Source organism: Polaromonas sp. P1_E11, from assembly GCF_056405995.1.
Map to the genome: position 1 here is coordinate 764,083 of NZ_JBFUBA010000001.1, position 19,471 is coordinate 783,553.

A 19,471-nucleotide genomic window follows, 5' to 3' on the forward strand; every position below is an offset into this window, starting at 1 on the left:
GTGCCATTGTGCGCCGGGCTCAGCCTCCTGCCGTCAGCACCAGCTGCGACAGGCGTTTGACGAGAGGGTCCAGCAGCTCCGTCGCGGTGTTTCCGTAGCCCAGCACGAGGCCGTTGTCTTCAGGTGCCGGCGCCATGGCAAACGAGGAAAGCGGCATGGGCGCCATCCCGTACCGCCGGGCAGCTTCCGCAATGCGAACGTCCGCAAAGTCCCGCGGTAGCCGGACTGCCAGGTGCAGGCCGCCCTGCCCGCCTTCAATGACATGCGGAACGCGCAGGTGCCGTGTCAGTGCTTCCCGCAGGGCATGCTGGCGCTCACGGTACAGCCGCCGCATTCGCCCCAGGTGCCGCACAAACTGCCCGGATTCGATAAAGCCGGCCATGGCGAGCTGCTCATGGCTGTGGCCGCCGCGAAGCATTTCGCGCAAGGCGTCCTGCGCTGAAGCCAGCAGTGGCTTTGGCATGACCACGAAACCCAGGCGCAACGAGGGGAACATGGTTTTGGAAAACGTGCCGACGTAGAGCACGGGCGCATCGGCCACCAGGCCCTGCATGGCGCCTATGGGTTCGCCGGCGTGGCGGAATTCGCTGTCGTAGTCGTCCTCAATGATCCAGGCGCCGTGCCTCCTCGCGGCAGACATCAAGGCCAGGCGACGTGCCACCGACATCACCACGCCAATCGGATACTGGTGCGAAGGCGTCGTGTAAATCAGCCGTGGCGCGCGCGAACGCCAATCCGCCGCGCCGATGTGCAGGCCTTCGCCGTCCATGCGTTTGGGCACGATGCGCAGGTCACCCGCATGCATGGCCGCCTTCGCGCCCCGGTAGCCCGGGTCTTCCACCCAGGCCGTGTCGCCCGGGTTGGTCAGCAGGCGCACGCACAACATAAGCGCCTCCTGCGCGCCTTCCGTCACGATGACCTGCGCCGGTTCGCAATGCACACCGCGTGTGATCGCCAGGTGACGCGCAATGGCGGTGCGCAGTTCAGACTGGCCGAAAGGGTCGCCGTAATGCAGCGCCGCCGGCAAAGCCTCACGCACTGCGCGGTCCAGCGTGCTGCGCCAGACGGCCAGCGGAAAGTGGGAAAGGGCCGGCACGCCGGGCCGAAGGGTGGTGCTGGTGTCGAGCCGTGCGGGGCCCGAGCGAATGCGGGACAGGCGCAGTGCCACACGGGATGGCGCTGTGGCCTCGGGCTGCGCCTGCTGCGTGGCCGGGCGCAACAGAGCCGCCACGGTGCTTCCCTGCCGGTCGGCGCGGACATAGCCTTCGGACACAAGGTGTTCGTAGGCAATCGCCACGGTATTGCGCGAGACCGACAGGGTTTGCGCCAATGCGCGCGAGCCGGGCAAGCGGCTGCCCGCAGCCAACTGGCCCTTGAGGATGGCCTCCTTGAGCCTGCGGTAAAGCTGGCGCTGCAGGGGCTCGGCGTCGGACCTGTCCAGCGGCGCTTCCAGGAAGCCCTGCGGGGCGGAATGCTTTGGAGCGGACTTGTTAGCGGACTGGGCGGAGGGCATAACGCAAGGGTTGTTGAATGGCGAGGCGTTCAGTCGCAGATCGTGGCACCAAGAAATAACCAAATCATGGCACTTTATGAAGTGCCACGAAGATCTTAACCTAGGTGCTCAAACTCACAGGAGCATCGATGACCACACGCACAAACGCCTACGGACAACCCATTGGCGAACCCATGCAGGGCTGGACAGCAAGGCAAAGGCCGCCGCGTATCACACTCGAAGGCCGATATTGCCGCCTCGAACCGCTGGATGCCAGGCGCCATGCCGACGACCTGTTCGCCGCCTACGCCACCGCACCCGACGGCCGGGCCTGGACTTACCTTGCCCCCGAGCCATTTACCGCGCGCAGCGATTTCGATGCCTATCTCGAGCGCAACGCAGCCAGCGCCGACCCTTTGCATTACACGGTCATGGACGCCGGCACCCAGCGCGCGGTCGGGACGCTGTCGCTGATGCGCATGGATACCGCCAACGGCGTCATTGAGGTAGGGCACGTGATCTTCTCGCCACTGCTGCAGCGCAGCCGTGCCTCCACCGAAGCCCAGTACCTGCTGATGAAGCTGGTCTTCGAAACGCTCGGCTACCGCCGCTACGAGTGGAAATGCGACGGCCTCAACGCGCCGTCGCGCAGCGCGGCCGCCAGGCTCGGCTTCAGCTTCGAAGGCGTTTTCCGGCAGCTCCTCGTCTACAAGAACAGGACGCGCGACACCGCCTGGTTTTCCATCATCGACGGTGAATGGCTGCTCTTGAAGAGAGCCTTCGACAGCTGGCTTTCACCGGATAACTTTGATGCGCGGGGTGCACAGGTTGTGGCGCTCACTGACATTCGCAGCCGCCTGATGCACAAAGCCCCCGCCGTGATGGCAGCCTGACGGCAGCACCACAAAAGAGGCTTCTTTCGCCGAGAACTCCAGGACGGCGCCGGGTATGGATTTCCCGGCGCCGCACTGAAAGTTCAGTTCAGCACCAGTTGCGCGATGACACCGGTGGCAATGGCGATGAGTGCATAGTCCGCACCCACCTGCACCCACTGCTGGCCACGCGGCGGCGCATGGAGGTGGTGGCCGCGCCAGTCATTCACCACATACTGCCGGCCGCGGTACTCGCGCGGGATGTGGCCGCCGCGGTAGAACTGACGGCCATGCCCGTCGAAGTGGCGGTCGTTGCGGTCGTTGCGGACGTAACGGCGGTCGTCACGATGATCGAACCGATGGTCATCTGCGCGGCGATCCACAGGGTGATAACCGGGGCCGACAGACCCGCGCTGCTCAACACGAGGCGACTCACCGCGCTGGCCGCGCCCGTCGTAGCCTTGCGCAAACGAGAGCGAGGCAAAGCCCAGCGACGCTGCGGCAATGGCACACACAATGGCTTTTGATTTCATGATCGACTCCTTTGGATGGAAGAGCCTTCATGATGTTCCGACGACGTGTCGGCGCAGCAAAGCCGCGGGAGTGTTTGTGTAAAGCCTGGTTGCAATCTGTGCAGAACTCAGGCATTGGCCTTTCAAGCCAGTACGGGCAAAGGCAGGCACTCGGAAAGTTGGTCATGCTCACCGCCTCGCAGTAACAAGGCCAGCCACTCATCCACCACCACCGGATCGTTAATGGTTTTGATCGCCTGGTAAGCCACTTCCGCCTCAGGAAACCGCCGCCGCAAAAAATTGAGCCACTGTTTGAGACGCCCCGCCCTCGCACGTGTCTCAAGCCGTGAGCAGACGATGTGCCAGAACTCGGCGATCAGTGGCAGCAGCGTGGGCCAGCCCACAGCGGCATGGTGCTCACCGGCCATGTCGGCCTTGATCGCCATCCCCAGGCCCGGGTCGCGCACCGCGCCGCGGCCGATCATCAGCATGTCGCAGCCGGAGATCTCACGGCAGCGCCGCGCATCTTCCACTGTCCATATCTCGCCATTGGCCACCACCGGAATCCTGACTGCGGCACGGATGTCGGCGATGCGTTCCCAGTAGGCGGGCGGCTTGTAGGCCTGGGCTTTGGTGCGGGCATGCACTACCAGCTCGCCGGCACCACCAGCTTCGATGGCCAGTGCGCATTCCACGGCACGCGCGTCGTCTTCGTAGCCCAGCCGCATCTTGGCCGAGACGGGCATGCCGGCCGGCACCGCCCGGCGTACCGCGCCGACGACGGCCGTCAGGGTTTCGGGCTCGCGCAGCAGCGATGCACCGCCGCCGTGGCGATTGACCACCGCGGCCGGGCAGCCAAAGTTCAGGTCAATGCCTGCCGGACCGAGGCTTGCGAGCCGCGCGGCATTCTCGGCCATGCAGCCTGGGTCAGAACCCAGCAGCTGCGCGCGCACCGGCACGCCGGCCAGCGTGCGGCCGCCATGGTGCAGCTCGGGCACGATGCGATAGAACACACGCTCGGGCAGCAACTGGTCGGTGATTCGGATGAATTCAGAGACGCAGCGGTCAATGCCGCCAACCCGCGTGAGGATGTCGCGCAGAACGAAGTCCAGCAGGCCTTCCATCGGGGCCAGCAGGACGGTAGCGCGTGCTTCAGCCTTCATCGCATGCAGAAGCTATTTGGCGGCCAATCGCCACAAGGACGTGACTTCCGCCGCGCGCGCCGCATGCAGCGCATCGCTGGCATCCGAGGCCTTGGGGTGATGCGGCTGCGCATCCAGCCGATCCACCACCTTGAGGCCCGCTGCATCGATCGCCGCCAGCAGCCAGGCGCGCGTGCGCAGGCCCAGGTGTTCGGCGATGTCCGACAGGATCAGCCAGCCCTCGCCTTTGGGCTCCAGGTGCGCCGGCAGGCCGTTGAGGAAACCCAGCAGCATGCGGCTGTCTTCGTCATACACCGCGTGCTCGATCGGCGAGCCGGGCCGCGCGGGCAACCACGGCGGGTTGCAGACGATGATGTGCGCCTTGCCGTCGGGGAACAGGTTGGCCTCGCGCACCTCGACTTGCGGAAAGCCCAGGCGCTTGAGGTTGTCGCGCGCGCAAGCCAGCGCACGCGGGTCCTGGTCGGTGGCCACCACGCGCTGGATGCCGCTGCGCAGCGCCAGCACGGCGGCCAGCACGCCGGTGCCGGTGCCGATGTCAAAACCGGTCAGGTCATCGGTGCCTTCAGGCACGGGCGCCTGCGCCACGAGGTCGATGTATTCACCGCGCACCGGCGAAAAAACGCCGTAATGCGGATGGATGCGGTTATGCGGCCCGTCTTCGCCCAGCGCGGGAATGGGCACGCCCTTGCGGCGCCATTCATGGGAACTGATAAAGCCCATCAGCTCGCGCAGCGATGCGACGGAGGGCACCGCGCCATCCCTGGATGGTCCCCAGGCCTCGGCGCAAGCCTTCTTCGCATCAGGCGCGCGGCGCAAGGGGATGCTGTAGTCCGCGTCAAACGGGATCAGCACCATGCCCAGCACGCGGGCACGTTGTGCCTGCGCTTGGCGGTGCAGGTGAAACGCTTCCGGGAAAACCGGTGCGGCTGCTTCAACCTGGGCGCTGGCCTCTCCGGCTTTCTGGTCCTTCACGCGTTTCTCGCGTTTGGGTTTGGCCGGTTTGTCGACACGGCGTGCCAGCGCCTGCAGCAGCAGCCGGGCGTTCTGAAAGTCGCCGCGCCAGAGCAGGCCCGTGCCTTCGCACGCCAGGCGGTAAGCGGCATCCGCAGCGAGGGTGTCGTCAGCGATCACCACACGCTTGGGTGGCGGCGCTCCGCGCTCGGAACGCCAGCGCGCAGAACGCGCCTCGCCGCCCTCCGTCCAGTGGATGGTGGCGGGCTCGGGAGAAGAGGTAGCGGAAGAAGCAACGGGAACAGCAGGTGAAGCGGGCATCAGGGGCAGACACAAAGAAGAACAAAGAAGGAAGCCAAGTGTTTTAACAGATGGCCAGCCCCAGCGGCTGCAAGCGCTACCTAATCACTATCAATTTAATAGCTGCTTGCGCCCGTCCTGATTACCCTTCAGCCACTTTTTACCCTGAAAAAAGGGCATTTTGAGAGCCTCCAGGCTGTTTTGGGGGCGCTCAACAGGCTCCAAAACAGCGTCCAAAGCACTTTTCAGGCCATTTTCAGGAACGATTCAGGCCTCCAGCCCAATAAGGACGTGCGCCAGCAGCTATGAATTAGATAGCAGTCGCATCGTCCAAAAAGAGGTGTATTCCACAAGCAGGGGCCGCGGAACTGGCTCCGCCAGGCCGCAGGCGCCGTCCCCTGCAAGGGGAGAAGGCGTTACACGCAGTGAACGCCGACAGGGGTGTGCCAATCTCCACCAGCGGGGGCCGGGGTCCGGCTTTGCCGGCCCCAAGGCGCCTGTCCCCTGCAAGGGGAAAAGGCGCTACACGAAGTGAGCGCCGATAGGGGTGTGCCTATTTCTCGTCAACAGGGGTGTTCAAGTGGTCCAGCCGCCACCCAGCGCCCGAATCAGCCCCACCGTTGCCAAGTACTGCGCGGTTTTGACCTGCAGCGCCTGGCGGCGGTTGCGCAGCTCGCTGCGCTGGGCATCCAGCAACTCAAGCTGGCTGACAAAGCCGTTGCGGTAACGCGAGTCCGACAGCACCGTGGCGCGTGTGGCCGAAGCGACCGAGCGCGACTGCGCCTCCGACTGCTCGGCCAGCAGGCGCAAGGCCGAGAGCTGGTCTTCCACGTCCTTGAAGGCGACGAGGATCTGTTCGCGGTAGTTGGCCAGGGCGATGTCGAGTTCGGCATTCGCGTTCTGCACGCCGGCCTTGCGGCGTCCGCCGTCAAAGATGGGCAGCGAGAGCAACGCGCCCACGCCCCAGGCCTGGGTCGAGACCTTGAACAGGTCCTTGATCTCGGGCGCGGCATAGCCTGCGTTGCCCGTCAGCGAAAAGGTCGGAAACCAGGCGGCCTGGGCGACACCGACGCGGGCCTGTGCGGCCTGCATGGTGTTTTGCGCGGCGGACACATCGGGCCTGCGCTCCAGCACGGTGCTGGGCACGCCGGCCGGGATGACCGGCAGCGCAGTCGACCATTCAGCAGGCGCGACGGCAAAGTTCGACGCCACCTCGCCCACCAGCACGGCCAAGGCATGCTCCAGCACGGCGCGGCGCTGGTCGAGTGCCAGTGCATCGGACTCGGTTGAGGCGACCTCGGTGCGCACGCGGGCCACGTCGAGTTCGGCCACGTCGCCCTCCTTGAAGCGCACTTCCGTCAGGCGCAGCGTGTTGCGGTAAGCCTGCAGTGTGTCGCGCACCAGCGTGCGTTCGGTGTCGAGCGCGCGCAGGTTGAGGTAGGTCTGCGCCACATCGGCCTGCACCAGCAGCTGGGTGCTGCGCAGCAAGGCCTCGCGTGACTTCGCGTCCAGCGATGCCGCGTCGGAGTTGAGCGAGAGCTTGCCAATCAAATCGACTTCATACGAAAAATTGGCAGCAGCCGTCACCGTGGTCTGCGCGACGCGGTTGGTCGTGATGTTGCTCTGGCGCACGGCGCCGCCGCTCAAACCGACTTGCGGCAAGCGGTCGGCATCGGTGTTGCGCAAGAGGGCGCGCGCCTGGGCCAGCCGGCCCGCGGCCACCTTGACGCTGTTGTTGTTGGCGCCGGCCTGCTCGACCAGCTGGTCGAGCACCGGGTCGGCAAACGCCTTCCACCAGGTGCCTTGTGATTGCGGGGCCGTTGCCGTGGCAACGGCCGGCGCGGCAGCGTTTTCCTTGTAGGCGGAAGGCGCAACCGGAATGCTCGCCGGGTCAACCGACGCGCTGGTGGCGCAGCCGGCCAGCACCAGGGCGGCCAGCAAAGGCAGCAGCGCGGTGCGCAGTTTGGACGTTGTGTGGTTCATGATGAACTCCTGTACCTTTGATGCTTGTTGTTATTCGTGAAGCTTGAGGGGCGCTGCCGGCTGCGCGTGCGCACCTGCACCACCACTGCCCGCGAAGGCCTCGACGTGCGGCACTTCGCCATGCAGCTTGAGCGGACGGTTGCCCGTGAGGCGGCGCAGCGTGACGTAGAACACCGGCGTGAGGAACAGGCCGAAAGCCGTGACGCCAATCATTCCCGAGAACACCGCCACACCCATGGCGTGGCGCATTTCGGCGCCCGCACCGGAGGACAGCACCAGGGGCAACACGCCCATGATGAAAGCCAGTGAAGTCATCAGGATGGGGCGCAAACGCAGGCGGCTCGCTTCAATCGCGGCCTGCAGCGGCGTGCGCCCGGCAAACTCCAGCTCGCGTGCGAACTCCACGATCAAAATCGCGTTCTTCGCCGACAGCCCCACCAGCACGATCAAGCCGATCTGCGTGAAGATGTTGTTGTCGCCTCCCGTCAGCTTCACGCCCAGCATGGCGGCCAGGAGGCCCATGGGAACGATCAGCACGATGGCGATCGGCAGGGTCAGGCTTTCATACTGCGCGGCCAGCACCAGGAAGACCAGCAGCAGCGCCAGCGGGAACACCCACATGGCCGAATTGCCTGCGATGATTTCCTGGTACGTGAGGTCCGTCCACTCGTAGCTGATGCCGGGTGGCAGGGTTTCAGCCGCGATGCGGGCGACCGCATCCTGCGCCTGGCCCGATGAATAACCGGGCGCGGCGCCGCCGTTGATGTCGGCCGACAGGAAGCCGTTGTAGCGCATGGCGCGTTCGGGGCCGAAGCTGGGCGTGACTTTCATCAGTGCCGACAGCGGCACCATTTCGCCGGTGGCCGATCGCACCTTCAGGAGGCCGATGTCTTCAGCGCGGGCGCGGTAAGGCGCGTCAGCCTGCACCCGCACGGAATACGTGCGGCCGAACTTGTTGAAGTCGTTGGCGTACAGGCTGCCCAGGTAAATCTGCATGGTGTCGAATACGTCGGTCACCGGCACGCCGAGCTGGCGCGCCTTGGTGCGGTCGATGTCGGCATAAAGCTGCGGCACATTGACCTGGAAGCTCGAAAACATGCCGGCCAGCTCGGGCGTCTGGTAGGCCTTGGCCATGAAGGCCTTGGTGGCGGCGTCCAGCGCGGCATAACCGAGCGAGCCGCGGTCTTCCAGCTGCAGCTTGAAGCCGCCGGTGGTGCCCAGGCCCTGCACGGGCGGCGGCGGGAACATCGCGATGAACGCTTCCTGGATGCCGCCGAATTTTCCGTTGAGCTGGCCGGCGATGGCGCCAGCGCTCAGGTCCGCACTCCTGCGCTCATCGAAGGGCTTGAGCGAGAGAAACACGATGCCCGAGTTGGAGCTGTTGGTGAAGCCGTTGATCGACAGGCCGGGGAAGGCAATCGCGTGTTCCACGCCGGGTTGCTTCATGGCGATGTCGCTGATCTTGCGGATCACGTCTTCGGTGCGGTCCAGCGTGGCGCCGTCGGGCAACTGTGCAAAACCGATCAGGTATTGCTTGTCCTGCCCGGGCACAAAACCGCTGGGCACTGCCTTGAAGAGGCCAGCGGTGGCCAGCACCAGCACCAGGTACACGCCCAGCATGATGGCCTTGCGCGAGATCGCGCCCCTGACACCGCGGCTGTAGTTTTCGGAACCGCGGCTGAACAGGCGGTTAAAGCCCGCGAAGAAGCGGCCGAACACCTTGTCCATGCCGCGGGTCAGCGCGTCTTTCGGTGCGTCATGGCTCTTGAGCAGCAAGGCGGCGAGTGCAGGCGACAGGGTCAGCGAATTGACTGCAGAGATCACTGTAGAGATCGCGATGGTCAGCGCGAACTGCTTGTAGAACTGCCCCGAAAGACCGGTGATGAAAGCCAGCGGCACAAACACGGCGATCAGCACCAGGGCAATGGCGATGATAGGCCCGGACACCTCGCGCATGGCGCGGTAGGTGGCGTCGCGCGGACTCAGGCCCGCCTCGATGTTGCGTTCGACGTTCTCCACCACCACGATGGCGTCGTCCACCACAATGCCGATGGCCAGCACCAGCCCGAACAGGCTGAGCGCGTTGATCGAAAAGCCAAACAGATGCATCACGGCAAACGTGCCGATGACCGAAATGGGCACGGCCAGCAGCGGGATGATGGAAGCGCGCCATGTCTGCAGGAAGATGATCACAACCAGCACCACCAGGGCCACGGCTTCGAGCAGCGTATGCACCACGGCCTCGATGGACGAGCGCACAAACTGCGTGGTGTCGTAGACGATTTCGTAGTCCACGCCTTCAGGCATGCTCTTTTTCAGGTCCTTCATCACGGCCTGCACATCGTCGGAAATCTGGATGGCGTTGGAGCCCGGCGCGGCGAACACCGGAACGGCCACAGCCTGCTTGTTGTCCAGCAGCGAGCGCAGGGCGTAGTCAGAAGCACCGAGTTCCAGACGAGAAATATCGCGCAGGCGCGTCACGGCGCCGCCCTTGTCGGTCTTGACGATGATGTCGCCAAACTCTTCTTCGCTTTGCAGGCGGCCCTGGGCATTGATGGACAACTGCATGTCAACGCCGGGCAGGCCGGGCGAAGCGCCCACGACGCCGGCCGCAGCCTGGATGTTCTGCTCGCGGATGGCGCGCACCACGTCGCCAGCGGACAAACCGCGCTCAGCCACTTTTTGCGGGTCAAGCCAGACGCGCATCGAGTAGTCGCCCGAACCGAACAGCTGCACCTGGCCCACGCCGTTGATGCGCGCCAGGCGGTCCTTGACATTGAGCACCGCGTAGTTGCGCAGGTAGGTCATGTCGTAGCGGTCGTTGGGCGACAGCAAGTGCACCACCATCGTGAGGTCGGGTGAACTCTTGATGGTGGTGATGCCCAGGCGGCGCACTTCTTCGGGCAGGCGCGGCTCGGCTTGCGAAACGCGGTTTTGCACCAGTTGCTGGGCCTTGTCGGGGTCGGTGCCGAGCTTGAAGGTGACGTTCAGCGTCATCAGCCCGTCGGTGGTGGCCTGGCTGCTCATGTAGAGCATGCCGTCCACGCCGTTGATGGACTCCTCGAGCGGAGTGGCCACGGTCTCGGCAATCACCTTGGGGTTGGCGCCGGGATAGTTGGCGCGCACCACCACGGTGGGTGGCACCACATCGGGGTATTCGGCGATCGGCAGCGAGCGCAGCGCGATCAGTCCGGCAATGAACATCAGCAGCGACAGCACGCCGGCAAAGATCGGCCGGTCAATAAAAAATTTGGAAAGATTCATGGCAATTCTTCTGGTTCAGGTGAAGGAGCGGCTCAGGACTTGGCCGCGACCTTCACGGCTTTTTCGGTGAGTTCCGACTTGGCGGTCATCTCGACCGGCTGCGGTGTGATCAGCGCACCGGGGCGGACGCGCTGCAGGCCGTTGACGACGATGCGTTCATTGGCAGCCAGGCCGCTTTTGACGACGCGCAGGCCATCGACGGAAGCGCCCAGCGTGACTTCGCGGTACATCGCCTTGTTGTCGGCGCCCACCACGAGCACAAACTTCTTGTTCTGGTCGGTGCCGACGGCGCGCTCGTTGATCAGCAATGCCTTGCCTTTGGTGGCCTGGCCCATGCGGATGCGCGCGAACTGGCCGGGAATCAACTGGCCGTCCTTGTTGTCGAACACGGCGCGTGCGCGCACGGTGCCGCTTCGGGCGTCCACCTGGTTGTCGACCAGCTGCAGCTTGCCTTCAAACGGTGTGTCGGCGCTGGCGGCGGTGCCCATCTGCACCGGGATGCGGTCCAGGTTGCGGCCGCCCGCGATACCGGCGTTGGCACCCTGCACGTCCTTGAGGGCCTTGACCACGACCTGCTCGTCTGCGTCGAAGCTCGCATAAATCGGGCTCACGGACACCAGCGTGGTCAGCACCGGCGCGCCCGGGCCTGCGGCGACCAGATTGCCCACCGTCACTTCCAGCTTGCCGACGCGGCCGGCCACCGGGGCGCGGACCTGCGAATAGCCCAGGCTCAGCTGCGCCGTTTGCAGGGCTGCCTGCGCGGCACGCAGGTTGGCGTCGGCCTCACCCTTGCCATTGGTGCGCTCGTCAAATTCGCGCTTTGAAATGGCCTGCTCGCCCCACAGGCGTTGTGAGCGCTCGTGTTCGCCCTTGGCCTGTGTCACGCGGGCCTGCGCTGCGGCCACCTGGGCTTCGGCGCGCGCCACTTCGGCGGCATAGGGCGCCGGGTCAATCGTCAACAGCAGGTCGCCCTTTTTGACGAGTGCGCCTTCGCGGAAGTGCACGGCCTGGATGGTGCCGGCTACACGCGAGCGGATATCCACACGCTCGACCGCTTCCAGCCGGCCCGAAAACTCGTCCCAGGCGGAGACGTCGCTTTGCACGACGGTGGCCACCGAGACCGGCGTGGCCTGCGGCTCGCCGGACGCAGCGGGTTGGGCACGTGTGCCCGAAACGCCGAAGATGACGGCCGTCACGCCCGTCAATGCCAGAACGGCCACGACGGTTGCCAGCAAACGGCGCTTGTTGTTGTGCAGATGAATCGATGTCATGGTGAAACCCCTCAAAAGAAAAAGGAAAAAAGGAACTGTGAAATTCAGGAATGGGTGGCGTGCGCGGCCAGCGCATCAGCGAAAAAACGGGTGTACTGCTCCTGCAGGACAGGGCCCCAAGCAGCCTTGTGGTCACAAGGCTGCAGATAACTGCAGGGCCAGCCTGTCGGCACCGGCAACACGGTCTCGTGCGCAACCAGGCCCGCAGCGCGCAACCGTGCAGCGTATGCCAGCGTTTCGTCGCGCAGCGGGTCGTCCTGCGCCGTGATGAGCAGCGTCGGCGCCAGGCCGGCCAGGCGGAATGCGGCGCCGGGTGCAGCGTAAGGGTGGCTTGCGTCTTCGGCCCGGGGCAGGTATTTGTGCCAGCCGTCGGCCCAGGTGCAGCCCACGGGCCCGGCTTCGGCGTCGCGCAGCGAAGCGGTCGCAAGGCATGGGTCCAGCATCGGCGACATCAGTATCTGCCCCGCCAGAGCCGGCTCGTGCTGGTCACGCGCCATCAGCGCCACCGCGGCAGCAATATTGCCGCCGGCCTCTTCGCCGGCCACAAAAACCGGCGCGCCGGCGCCGACCAGTTTGTGGCGGGCCTTGGCGGCCCAGACCAGCGCGGCATAACCTATTTCGACAGCATTGGGAAAAGGGTGCTCTGGCGCCAGGGGATAGTCCAGCGACATCACCACTGCGCCGGCTTGGGCCAGCAACCCGGCTACGCAGGAACCGCCTTCCAGGGACCCGCCCACAAACGCTCCGGCATGGAAATGCACCACCAGGGGTGAAACGCCCGTGCCGCTGCGGCGACCGTAAAAGCGCACGTCCAGCGGTTTTTTCAGCGCCAGCTGGATCTGTTTTTCCACCCAGGGAGGGGGGCTTTTGTCGGCGCCTGCGGGGACGGACTGTGGGCTGTTCATCATGGCGAGCCGCACGCGGCTCCTCTTTGTTGCAATGCAGCAGAAGATACGCGCGGCAAGTCGCTTAATAAATAGCCGTTTTGTTTATACTTTATTTCACCAGTGCAACAATGAGGGGTAGCAAGCAGGCTTCTCCTCTGAAAATCACGGCCCCCATGAAAGCTCCCATGAACATCCGAGCGCGGAGTTTCACCCTTCCCTGTGGGGCAAGGTCAATTGGGAGCGGGCAATCCCGGAAAGTTCTCAGGGCTATTTCGCGCCCCGCACCTGAACCGGCTGGGCTGGTCACAATCGCCCCTCGCCGTTTTGCCGATAAGGCCCTGTTGGCAAATGCCCTCCCCCGGCAGCCATTCTTTTTATTACCGCCTCCGTATCCGCCTCATATCCTCTTGCAGCGCCGGCCCGCCAGGCAAGGCACGCGCTGACGGCCCTCACCAGAACAGGACTCTTTCATGGATAAATTTTCCGCAATGCAGGCCTTTGTACGGGTTGTGGAGGCCGGCACGTTTACCAAAGCGGCAGATTCCATGGGCATGCCCAAGCCCACGGTGACGCGCCTGATCCAGACGCTGGAACAATCGCTGGACACCAAGCTGCTCAACCGCACCACACGCAAAGTCACCGTAACGGCCGACGGCGCGGCCTACTATGAGCGCGCAGGCCGCCTCTTGGGCGAAATGGAAGAGCTTGAGTCGAGCATGTCGCGCGCCAAGGCCAGCCCGCGTGGCCGGCTCAAGGTGGACATTCCCTCTTCACTGGGCCTTGCGGTGGTGATTCCGGCGCTGCCCGATTTTTATGCACGCTATCCGGACATCCAGCTGGAGCTTGGCGTGAGCGACCGGCCCATCGACATCCTTGCCGAAAATGTCGACTGCGTAATCCGTGGCGGGCAGATCACCGACCAGTCGCTGGTGGCGCGCCGCATCGGCGAGTTCTATTTGATGTCCTGCGCTTCACCCGCCTACCTCAAGCGCCACGGCGTACCCCAACACCCGCGCGAGCTGCAGGCGCACAAGCTGATCCGCTATTTTTCGCCGCGCGACGGCAAGCTTTACACCGTCAACCTGCAAAAGGACGGCGAGGTGGTGGAGATCGGCGGGCACCACCAGCTCTCGGTGAATGACTCGAACGCGGGTGTGGCGGCGGCGCTGGCGGGCCTGGGTATCCTGCAGACGCTCACCTTCCTGGTTCAGCACCACATCAGCAGCGGCGCGCTCGAGCCATTGTTCAACGGCTGGTGTTCCGAGGCCAAACCCATTCATGTGGTGTACCCACCCAATCGCCACCTGAGCAACAAGGTGCGTGTGTTTGTCGACTGGATCGCCGACCTCTTCGCCAAACACGACCTGATACAGCGCAAGAGCAGCTTGCCGCAATAAACGCGGCGGACGACGCGACAGCCGCTACGCCGACGAATGCATTGGCATTTCCCGGCGTCCCCGGCTTCCTACAACTGGCGTCATCCGCAGACTACATAGCAGGGCATCCCAGGGGAGTAAGGTCAGTGGCTGTCCGGCGTTTTGCGCGCCTGCGTTCATACACTGCCTTTCTTCCCTGCGAAAGACCACCCATGCCAAGACCCAAAGTTGCCGCGCCCGATACCGAGAGCCGAAAGGCACTGGAGCAACGGGCGCGGGAAGCAGCCATGCCCGCACCACCCCGTGAAAAAGGCCGCTGGCCATTTCCGGTGCCGGACGACCAGCCCGCCGGCAAGACCGAAGGCCGCCACGAGGAACCGGAAAAGCCGGCCAAGCCAGGATCCGGCGACTGAGCGCCGGATTCTCCATTCGCTCTCTTCTGTGTCAGCGGCGCGCCAGGACGCGCTTGACCAGCATGGCGGCGAACAGCACCAGCGCACCGGCGATCAAGCCCGTGAGTGCATCCATCAACAGCGGCGTGAGTGCGGCCAGCACGGCACCTGCCCCGCCAATGGCAGCCACTTTTTGTGCGAGCAGCTCGATCGCGTGATGCAGCGGCACAAAGCCGTGCGTCAGAATGCCGCCCCCTACCAGGAACATCGCGATGGTGCCCGCCACAGAAAGGCCTTTCATGAGCCAGGGAGCGGCCAGCAGGATGGCGCGGCCTGCGCCGCGCTGCAAGCGACCCAGGGCGCCGCCTCCTTCACGCCGGCTGAGGTAAAGCCCGCCGTCGTCCAGCTTCACGATGCCTGCCACCAGGCCATAGACCCCCACCGTCATGAGGAGGGCGATGCCGCCCAGAACAGCCACCTGCGTCACGAAGGGACTGGCCTGCACGGTGCCCAGCGTGATCGCGATGATTTCAGCGGACAGGATGAAGTCGGTGCGGACCGCGCCTTTGATCTTGTCTTTTTCAAGCGCCAGCACGTCTACGTCGGGGTTGGTCAGTGCGGCAGTCAGCGCCTCATGCTCGGCCGCCTGTTCGTCCGCACTGTGCATGAATTTATGCGCGAGCTTTTCGAACCCCTCGTAACAAAGAAATGCACCCCCCACCATCAGCAGCGGCGTGACGGCCCACGGTATGAACGCGCTGATGGCCAGCGCGGCCGGTACCAGGATGGCCTTGTTGACAAAAGAACCTTTGGCCACAGCCCAGACCACCGGCAGTTCACGGTCTGCCTTGACGCCCGAGACCTGCTGGGCATTGAGCGCCAGGTCATCACCCAGCACGCCGGCGGTTTTCTTGGCGGCCACCTTGGAAAGCAGCGCCACATCATCAAGGATGGTGGCGATGTCGTCGATCAACGCGAGAAGGCTGCTGGCCATATGTAGGTTCCGTGTGCCGGCGCAAGGCCGAAGGGGGTGAGCAAAACTTGCAAGGCCCGGCCGTGATGAGCCCGGCCGGCAGGAGTCCGGTGCTGCTGTTATGCGTTGTGGTGGCACCGAAGGCGAAGGTCTACTGTACCCAAATCCAGCGCAACAAAAAGCCGCCCCGCGGGCGGCTTTGGATGGACGTCAGAGCGTTACATGCTCAGCGTGCCGTGAGCCGTCCCAGGATAAAACCCAGCGCCAGGGCGGCACCCACAGCCTCCAGGGGCCTTTCCTGGACCCACGATTTCGAGGCGTCAATGGCCCGGCCTGGTGCTTCAGTCACCCGGCGGGTCTGGTCGGCAAAGCGGTCAGCCACATTGCTGGCACCGCTGGCCAGCTTGTCGACACCTTCGTGCGCGGCGGAAGAAGCGCGGTCTACCGCACTGCGGGCCGGCTCAGCCACCTTGTCAATGCCGCTGTGTAGCGCTGCTCCGGCAGACTCGACGCCGCGCTGCAGGGGGTTGTCAGTACCGGAAGCCATACCGGTGGAGGCTGTGGTTTTGTCCATGATGCTTCTTTCAAAAAATTTCCGCAAAATATCTCTGCGATCTATCTGTGTCCCGGCGATGACGGGGGCATGGTCATCCAGAGGTGTCTGCCGACATTAAGCGGCGGCAGGCATGCAGACTGTGCGCAGCCGGATACGCTGCATGTAGGACAAGAGAGTGTTGTGTGCGCCGCGCGGTTGTCGGCCCGCACTGACAGGAAAAAGGCCGCTTGGCTTGGCAGCCCCTGGCGCGGTTACCCGCATCATCGTCCTGAAATCACACGCCAATGGCACCCAGGCCATGCCCCGTTGATGAAAGCCCTCTTACGCTTTTGAAACCCAAGGAGAAGCACAATGCCCAGGATTGGACGACCCGCCCTCAAAACCGGCGCAACCGACAACGGCCAGCCGCGTAACGGCCCACCCGAGGAAGGTCTGGATGAAGACGACGCACTGGAGTTGCCGGTGGAGCCCGACGAAGGGATGCCGCTGATTCCTGATGACGATGAGCGGGTGGTGAATGTGCCGTCGTGAGATGGCGCTCTTGAGGCCTGAGTTTGCGCAGAGGATAGGCCCTCTGCTGAGTTCTGCTGGCCGGGGGTAGCCCGGCGGCTACTCACTTTTCTTTTGGGTCGCCAAAAGAAAAGTAAGCAAAAGAAAAGGCGACCCTGCTGTCTGCGTCCCTACGCTTCGCTACGGGCAACCTGCGGTGCTCGGTTCAGGCGGGGTCTCGCTCGAACTCGCTTCGCTCAGACAATCGCGATCCCTGATCCGCCTGACCCTGCGCTCCTCGGCGCATACAGAAGGGCTAATCGGGAGCGGGGACTGAAGACAAATACCAATTCCAATACCAATACCAACAAGGACACGCCATGGCGTGTCCTTGTTTCTTCTGGTGTTCGGGGTCCGGTATTCGGCTGTTGGCTGTTCGGTATTTCTTCCCCACCCCCTTGTGTATGCGCCGAGGAGCGCAGGGCCAGACGGATCAGGGCAAAAACTTGTTTGAGCCGAAGGCGAGTTGTTTTTGACCCCGGCTGGACCGAGCACCGCAGGCTGCCCGTAGCGCAGCGAAGGGACGCAGGAACCAGGGTCGCCTTTTCTTTGCTTACTTTCTTTTGGCGAAGCAAAAGAAAGTGAGTTGCATGCCGGGCAACCCCCGGCCAGCAGAACTCAGCAAAAAACTCAACACCGGAGCAAGAACCGGCCCAAACAGAATCAGTTCAGAAATCCAGCTCTCAATCAACCACCCGCTTGAGCCGGATCTCTTCCAGCTTGGCACTGCCAAAAGCCACAGTCTTGAGCGATGGCATCTCGCGCTTGAACCCCGCAGCGTGTTCATAAAAGCGCAGCGCACGCTCATTGCGTAAAAGCACCCACAGCGTGACCTGCGTGCAACCCTCTTCTTTCAGGCCCTCACGCGCGCCGTCCCACAGGGCCAGGCCTGCGCCCTTGCCCCAATGTTCCGGCAGCACATACAGCGCCCAGATTTCGCCAACAGTGGATTTGGTGCCGGCATCGCGGGAACGGTCAAAGCCGACAAAGCCCACGATCTCATCTCCTTCCGTGGCCACCAGCAGTTGCGGCTCGCTGAATTCAATGGCTTCGCGCCAGTAAGGCAGACGTTTTTCCACCGTGATCTTGCCGAGGTAGTCCTCGGGCATGAGGTCTTTATAAGTGGCCTGCCAGGTGGCGACATGAATTTCGGCAATGGTTTTGGCATCGCGGGGCGTAGCGGGACGGACGGAGTAGCTGGACATGAAAAAAATCGCTTGTGAATCGATGCGGGAAATGATCGGGGGAGCAGAATTGTCGCCCAAATCGCCTCCCACCCGGCAAGACATTCGCTTCACGGCGGTCCGGCTGCAGGACGACTGCCCGGCCAGTGACTTTGGCGTCGGGTACATTCGTCGCACCCTAACACTTACAAGCGCTTGCACATCATGGCCCAAGGTCTTCAGTTTCCCCTGCAAATGTCCTTCAAACTCATCGCCTTTGCGCCGCAGTTTCTGGTCAAGGACGCGCGCAGCCAGCCGGTGGCGTATGTCAGGCAAAAACTCTTCAAGCTCAAGGAAGCCATCACGGTTTTCACCGATGAAAAACAGGACCTGCAGCTCTACCAGATCAAGGCGGACCGGATTATCGATTTTTCGGCGCTGTATCACTTCACCGATACCCAGGGCACGGCGCTGGGCGGCATCAAACGGCGCGGCATGCGCTCCATGTGGAGAGCCGGTTTTGATGTGCAGGACAACGGTGTCACCCACTTCAGCATCAACGAGAAAAGCGTGATGACGCGTTTTCTTGACGGCCTCTTCAGCCAGATTCCATTGATCGGGATTTTTTCGGGCTACCTGTTCCATCCCGCCTACCAGGTGACGAGGCCCGACGGTACCCTGGTGGCCGAGCTTACCAAGCAGCCTGCCCTGTTTGAGGGCCGGTTCACCGCCGAGCGGATGGCCCCCGTCAATGAACGCGAAGAGCAGCAGTTGTTGCTGTCCCTGATGACCGTGCTGCTGCTGGAACGCCTGCGCGGTTAACGCTGGCAGCCTTCCGCAACCCGAGACAGCGATGAACGACCCGGCCCACCCTGGTGATCCAGCCGATGTGGTCATGTTCAGCGTTCAGCTGAACCCGGAAGGCGTGCATTTCAGCGCCTGGCCGTCCCTGCCGATCCTGCAATCAGCGCTGTTGGCCGGCATGGCGATGGACAGTTCATGCCGCAACGGCACCTGCCGCACCTGCATCCGCCGGCTGGCCAGCGGGCAGGTGGCCTACCGCATCGAATGGCCGGGCCTGAGCGCCGAAGAAAAACAGGCGGGCTACATCCTGCCCTGTGTCGCGCACCCGCTGTCGGATCTGGTGGTTGCAGCGGCGGACTGAGCGGCCGGGCCTGGCGGCAGCTCGCCGGGCGACGTCGCGCCGTCGCCCAGCGCACGCTGCATCAGCACCGTGTCCACCCACTGGCCGAACTTGTAGCCGACACAGCCCAGCGTGCCGACACGGGTAAAACCCAGCGCCTCGTGCACCTTGAGCGAACCCGTGTTGGCGCTGTTGCCGACAACGCCCACCATTTGCCGGAAACCGCGCTGCTCGCACTGGCGGATCAGCTCACGCAGCAAGGCGCTGCCAATGCCGGCCTGGCGCATGCCGGGCGCGACGTAAATCGAGTCTTCCACCGTATGGCGATAGGCCGGCCGCGACCGGTAGGCACTGCCATAGGCGTACCCCACCACCTCCCCATCGCGGTGCGCCACCAGGTAGGGGTAGCCACCTTGCAGGATGTCAGCGCGGCGCGACAGCATCTGCGCCACGCTGGGCGGCTCGAGCTCAAACGTCGCCAGGTTGGTGGCCACGTAGTGCGCGTAAATCGCCTGGATTGCCTCCATGTGGCTTTCGGCACACGGGCCAATCGTCAGGGAATGGGCCGACTCATGGGCACGGACAGGCTGGACGGAACGGGAAGCTGATGTGAGATGCATGCC

17 protein-coding genes and 1 pseudogene are annotated in these 19,471 nt (G+C 63.9%); 6 read left to right on the plus strand and 12 right to left on the minus strand.

What is annotated here, in order from left to right:
- Positions 1-19 precede the first annotated feature (19 nt).
- On the minus strand, positions 20-1,513 hold the full coding sequence (pdxR, locus tag AC1D11_RS03835; protein WP_477648873.1) for a MocR-like pyridoxine biosynthesis transcription factor PdxR: 1,494 nt from the start codon (positions 1,511-1,513) through the stop codon (positions 20-22).
- A gap of 128 nt (positions 1,514-1,641) precedes the next feature.
- Between pdxR and AC1D11_RS03840 the strand changes: the two are divergent.
- Positions 1,642-2,343, plus strand: a pseudogene (locus tag AC1D11_RS03840) (GNAT family N-acetyltransferase); the annotation flags it as partial.
- Between the two features lie 125 nt (positions 2,344-2,468).
- Here the strand turns inward: AC1D11_RS03840 and AC1D11_RS03845 are convergent.
- The 7 genes from AC1D11_RS03845 to AC1D11_RS03875 all read right to left on the minus strand — a co-directional run bounded on the left by AC1D11_RS03845 (position 2,469) and on the right by AC1D11_RS03875 (position 12,713).
- A complete protein-coding gene (locus AC1D11_RS03845; RefSeq protein WP_477648872.1) occupies positions 2,469-2,897 on the minus strand; it encodes an RcnB family protein in 429 nt (142 codons plus the stop codon).
- Positions 2,898-3,019: 122 nt separating this feature from the next.
- Complete coding sequence (locus AC1D11_RS03850) at positions 3,020-4,039, minus strand: tRNA dihydrouridine synthase (RefSeq protein WP_477648871.1); 1,020 nt, start codon at positions 4,037-4,039, stop codon at positions 3,020-3,022.
- Positions 4,040-4,051: 12 nt separating this feature from the next.
- Positions 4,052-5,311, minus strand: a complete 1,260-nt coding sequence (locus AC1D11_RS03855) for a methyltransferase (protein ID WP_477648870.1) — start codon at positions 5,309-5,311, stop codon at positions 4,052-4,054.
- Positions 5,312-5,866: 555 nt separating this feature from the next.
- Positions 5,867-7,273 (minus strand): efflux transporter outer membrane subunit, encoded by a 1,407-nt coding sequence (locus AC1D11_RS03860; protein WP_477648869.1) that lies wholly within the window; start codon positions 7,271-7,273, stop codon positions 5,867-5,869.
- 30 nt (positions 7,274-7,303) lie between these two features.
- Positions 7,304-10,537 carry an efflux RND transporter permease subunit gene (locus AC1D11_RS03865; protein WP_477648868.1) on the minus strand — a complete coding sequence of 1,078 codons (3,234 nt, stop codon included), beginning with the start codon at positions 10,535-10,537 and terminating at the stop codon, positions 7,304-7,306.
- A 32-nt stretch (positions 10,538-10,569) separates the two neighbouring features.
- Positions 10,570-11,808: an efflux RND transporter periplasmic adaptor subunit gene (locus AC1D11_RS03870; RefSeq protein ID WP_477648867.1), complete on the minus strand. Its 1,239-nt coding sequence runs from the start codon at positions 11,806-11,808 to the stop codon at positions 10,570-10,572.
- 44 nt (positions 11,809-11,852) lie between these two features.
- Complete coding sequence (locus AC1D11_RS03875; RefSeq protein WP_477648918.1) at positions 11,853-12,713, minus strand: alpha/beta hydrolase; 861 nt, start codon at positions 12,711-12,713, stop codon at positions 11,853-11,855.
- A 452-nt stretch (positions 12,714-13,165) separates the two neighbouring features.
- Here AC1D11_RS03875 and AC1D11_RS03880 point away from each other — a divergent pair, with 452 nt between their 5' ends.
- A complete protein-coding gene (locus AC1D11_RS03880; RefSeq protein ID WP_457279192.1) occupies positions 13,166-14,092 on the plus strand; it encodes a LysR family transcriptional regulator in 927 nt (308 codons plus the stop codon).
- 191 nt (positions 14,093-14,283) lie between these two features.
- Complete coding sequence (locus AC1D11_RS03885) at positions 14,284-14,484, plus strand: hypothetical protein (protein WP_477648866.1); 201 nt, start codon at positions 14,284-14,286, stop codon at positions 14,482-14,484.
- Between the two features lie 31 nt (positions 14,485-14,515).
- On the opposite strand, the gene AC1D11_RS03890 is transcribed toward AC1D11_RS03885, so the two are convergent.
- Positions 14,516-15,457 (minus strand): DUF808 domain-containing protein, encoded by a 942-nt coding sequence (locus tag AC1D11_RS03890; protein WP_477648865.1) that lies wholly within the window; start codon positions 15,455-15,457, stop codon positions 14,516-14,518.
- Between the two features lie 205 nt (positions 15,458-15,662).
- Positions 15,663-16,010, minus strand: a complete 348-nt coding sequence (locus tag AC1D11_RS03895; protein ID WP_477648864.1) for an ElaB/YgaM/YqjD family protein — start codon at positions 16,008-16,010, stop codon at positions 15,663-15,665.
- Between the two features lie 333 nt (positions 16,011-16,343).
- Here AC1D11_RS03895 and AC1D11_RS03900 point away from each other — a divergent pair, with 333 nt between their 5' ends.
- A complete protein-coding gene (locus AC1D11_RS03900) occupies positions 16,344-16,523 on the plus strand; it encodes a hypothetical protein (RefSeq protein WP_477648863.1) in 180 nt (59 codons plus the stop codon).
- 701 nt (positions 16,524-17,224) lie between these two features.
- Here AC1D11_RS03900 and AC1D11_RS03905 read toward each other — a convergent pair.
- Complete coding sequence (locus AC1D11_RS03905; RefSeq protein ID WP_477647451.1) at positions 17,225-17,746, minus strand: N-acetyltransferase family protein; 522 nt, start codon at positions 17,744-17,746, stop codon at positions 17,225-17,227.
- Between the two features lie 183 nt (positions 17,747-17,929).
- Between AC1D11_RS03905 and AC1D11_RS03910 the strand changes: the two genes are divergently transcribed.
- The gene (locus AC1D11_RS03910) at positions 17,930-18,526 is read left to right on the plus strand and encodes an LURP-one-related family protein (protein WP_477647450.1); all 597 of its coding nucleotides are present in this window, start codon (positions 17,930-17,932) and stop codon (positions 18,524-18,526) included.
- Positions 18,527-18,557: 31 nt separating this feature from the next.
- A complete protein-coding gene (locus AC1D11_RS03915) occupies positions 18,558-18,869 on the plus strand; it encodes a 2Fe-2S iron-sulfur cluster-binding protein (RefSeq protein WP_477647449.1) in 312 nt (103 codons plus the stop codon).
- Here the strand turns inward: AC1D11_RS03915 and AC1D11_RS03920 are convergent.
- The gene (locus tag AC1D11_RS03920; protein WP_477647448.1) at positions 18,809-19,468 is read right to left on the minus strand and encodes an N-acetyltransferase family protein; all 660 of its coding nucleotides are present in this window, start codon (positions 19,466-19,468) and stop codon (positions 18,809-18,811) included. The genes AC1D11_RS03915 and AC1D11_RS03920 overlap by 61 nt on opposite strands.
- Positions 19,469-19,471: the final 3 nt, after the last annotated feature.

What these genes read in the sequence shown, in the direction of transcription:
- pdxR (WP_477648873.1), bottom strand. Translation starts at nt 1,513, where the DNA reads ATGCCCTCCGCCCAGTCCGCTAACAAGTCCGCTCCAAAGCATTCCGCC.
- AC1D11_RS03845 (WP_477648872.1), bottom strand. Translation starts at nt 2,897, where the DNA reads ATGAAATCAAAAGCCATTGTGTGTGCCATTGCCGCAGCGTCGCTGGGC.
- AC1D11_RS03850 (WP_477648871.1), bottom strand. Translation starts at nt 4,039, where the DNA reads ATGAAGGCTGAAGCACGCGCTACCGTCCTGCTGGCCCCGATGGAAGGC.
- AC1D11_RS03855 (WP_477648870.1), bottom strand. Translation starts at nt 5,311, where the DNA reads ATGCCCGCTTCACCTGCTGTTCCCGTTGCTTCTTCCGCTACCTCTTCT.
- AC1D11_RS03860 (WP_477648869.1), bottom strand. Translation starts at nt 7,273, where the DNA reads ATGAACCACACAACGTCCAAACTGCGCACCGCGCTGCTGCCTTTGCTG.
- AC1D11_RS03865 (WP_477648868.1), bottom strand. Translation starts at nt 10,537, where the DNA reads ATGAATCTTTCCAAATTTTTTATTGACCGGCCGATCTTTGCCGGCGTG.
- AC1D11_RS03870 (WP_477648867.1), bottom strand. Translation starts at nt 11,808, where the DNA reads ATGACATCGATTCATCTGCACAACAACAAGCGCCGTTTGCTGGCAACC.
- AC1D11_RS03875 (WP_477648918.1), bottom strand. Translation starts at nt 12,713, where the DNA reads ATGAACAGCCCACAGTCCGTCCCCGCAGGCGCCGACAAAAGCCCCCCT.
- AC1D11_RS03880 (WP_457279192.1), top strand. Translation starts at nt 13,166, where the DNA reads ATGGATAAATTTTCCGCAATGCAGGCCTTTGTACGGGTTGTGGAGGCC.
- AC1D11_RS03885 (WP_477648866.1), top strand. Translation starts at nt 14,284, where the DNA reads ATGCCAAGACCCAAAGTTGCCGCGCCCGATACCGAGAGCCGAAAGGCA.
- AC1D11_RS03890 (WP_477648865.1), bottom strand. Translation starts at nt 15,457, where the DNA reads ATGGCCAGCAGCCTTCTCGCGTTGATCGACGACATCGCCACCATCCTT.
- AC1D11_RS03895 (WP_477648864.1), bottom strand. Translation starts at nt 16,010, where the DNA reads ATGGACAAAACCACAGCCTCCACCGGTATGGCTTCCGGTACTGACAAC.
- AC1D11_RS03900 (WP_477648863.1), top strand. Translation starts at nt 16,344, where the DNA reads ATGCCCAGGATTGGACGACCCGCCCTCAAAACCGGCGCAACCGACAAC.
- AC1D11_RS03905 (WP_477647451.1), bottom strand. Translation starts at nt 17,746, where the DNA reads ATGTCCAGCTACTCCGTCCGTCCCGCTACGCCCCGCGATGCCAAAACC.
- AC1D11_RS03910 (WP_477647450.1), top strand. Translation starts at nt 17,930, where the DNA reads ATGGCCCAAGGTCTTCAGTTTCCCCTGCAAATGTCCTTCAAACTCATC.
- AC1D11_RS03915 (WP_477647449.1), top strand. Translation starts at nt 18,558, where the DNA reads ATGAACGACCCGGCCCACCCTGGTGATCCAGCCGATGTGGTCATGTTC.
- AC1D11_RS03920 (WP_477647448.1), bottom strand. Translation starts at nt 19,468, where the DNA reads ATGCATCTCACATCAGCTTCCCGTTCCGTCCAGCCTGTCCGTGCCCAT.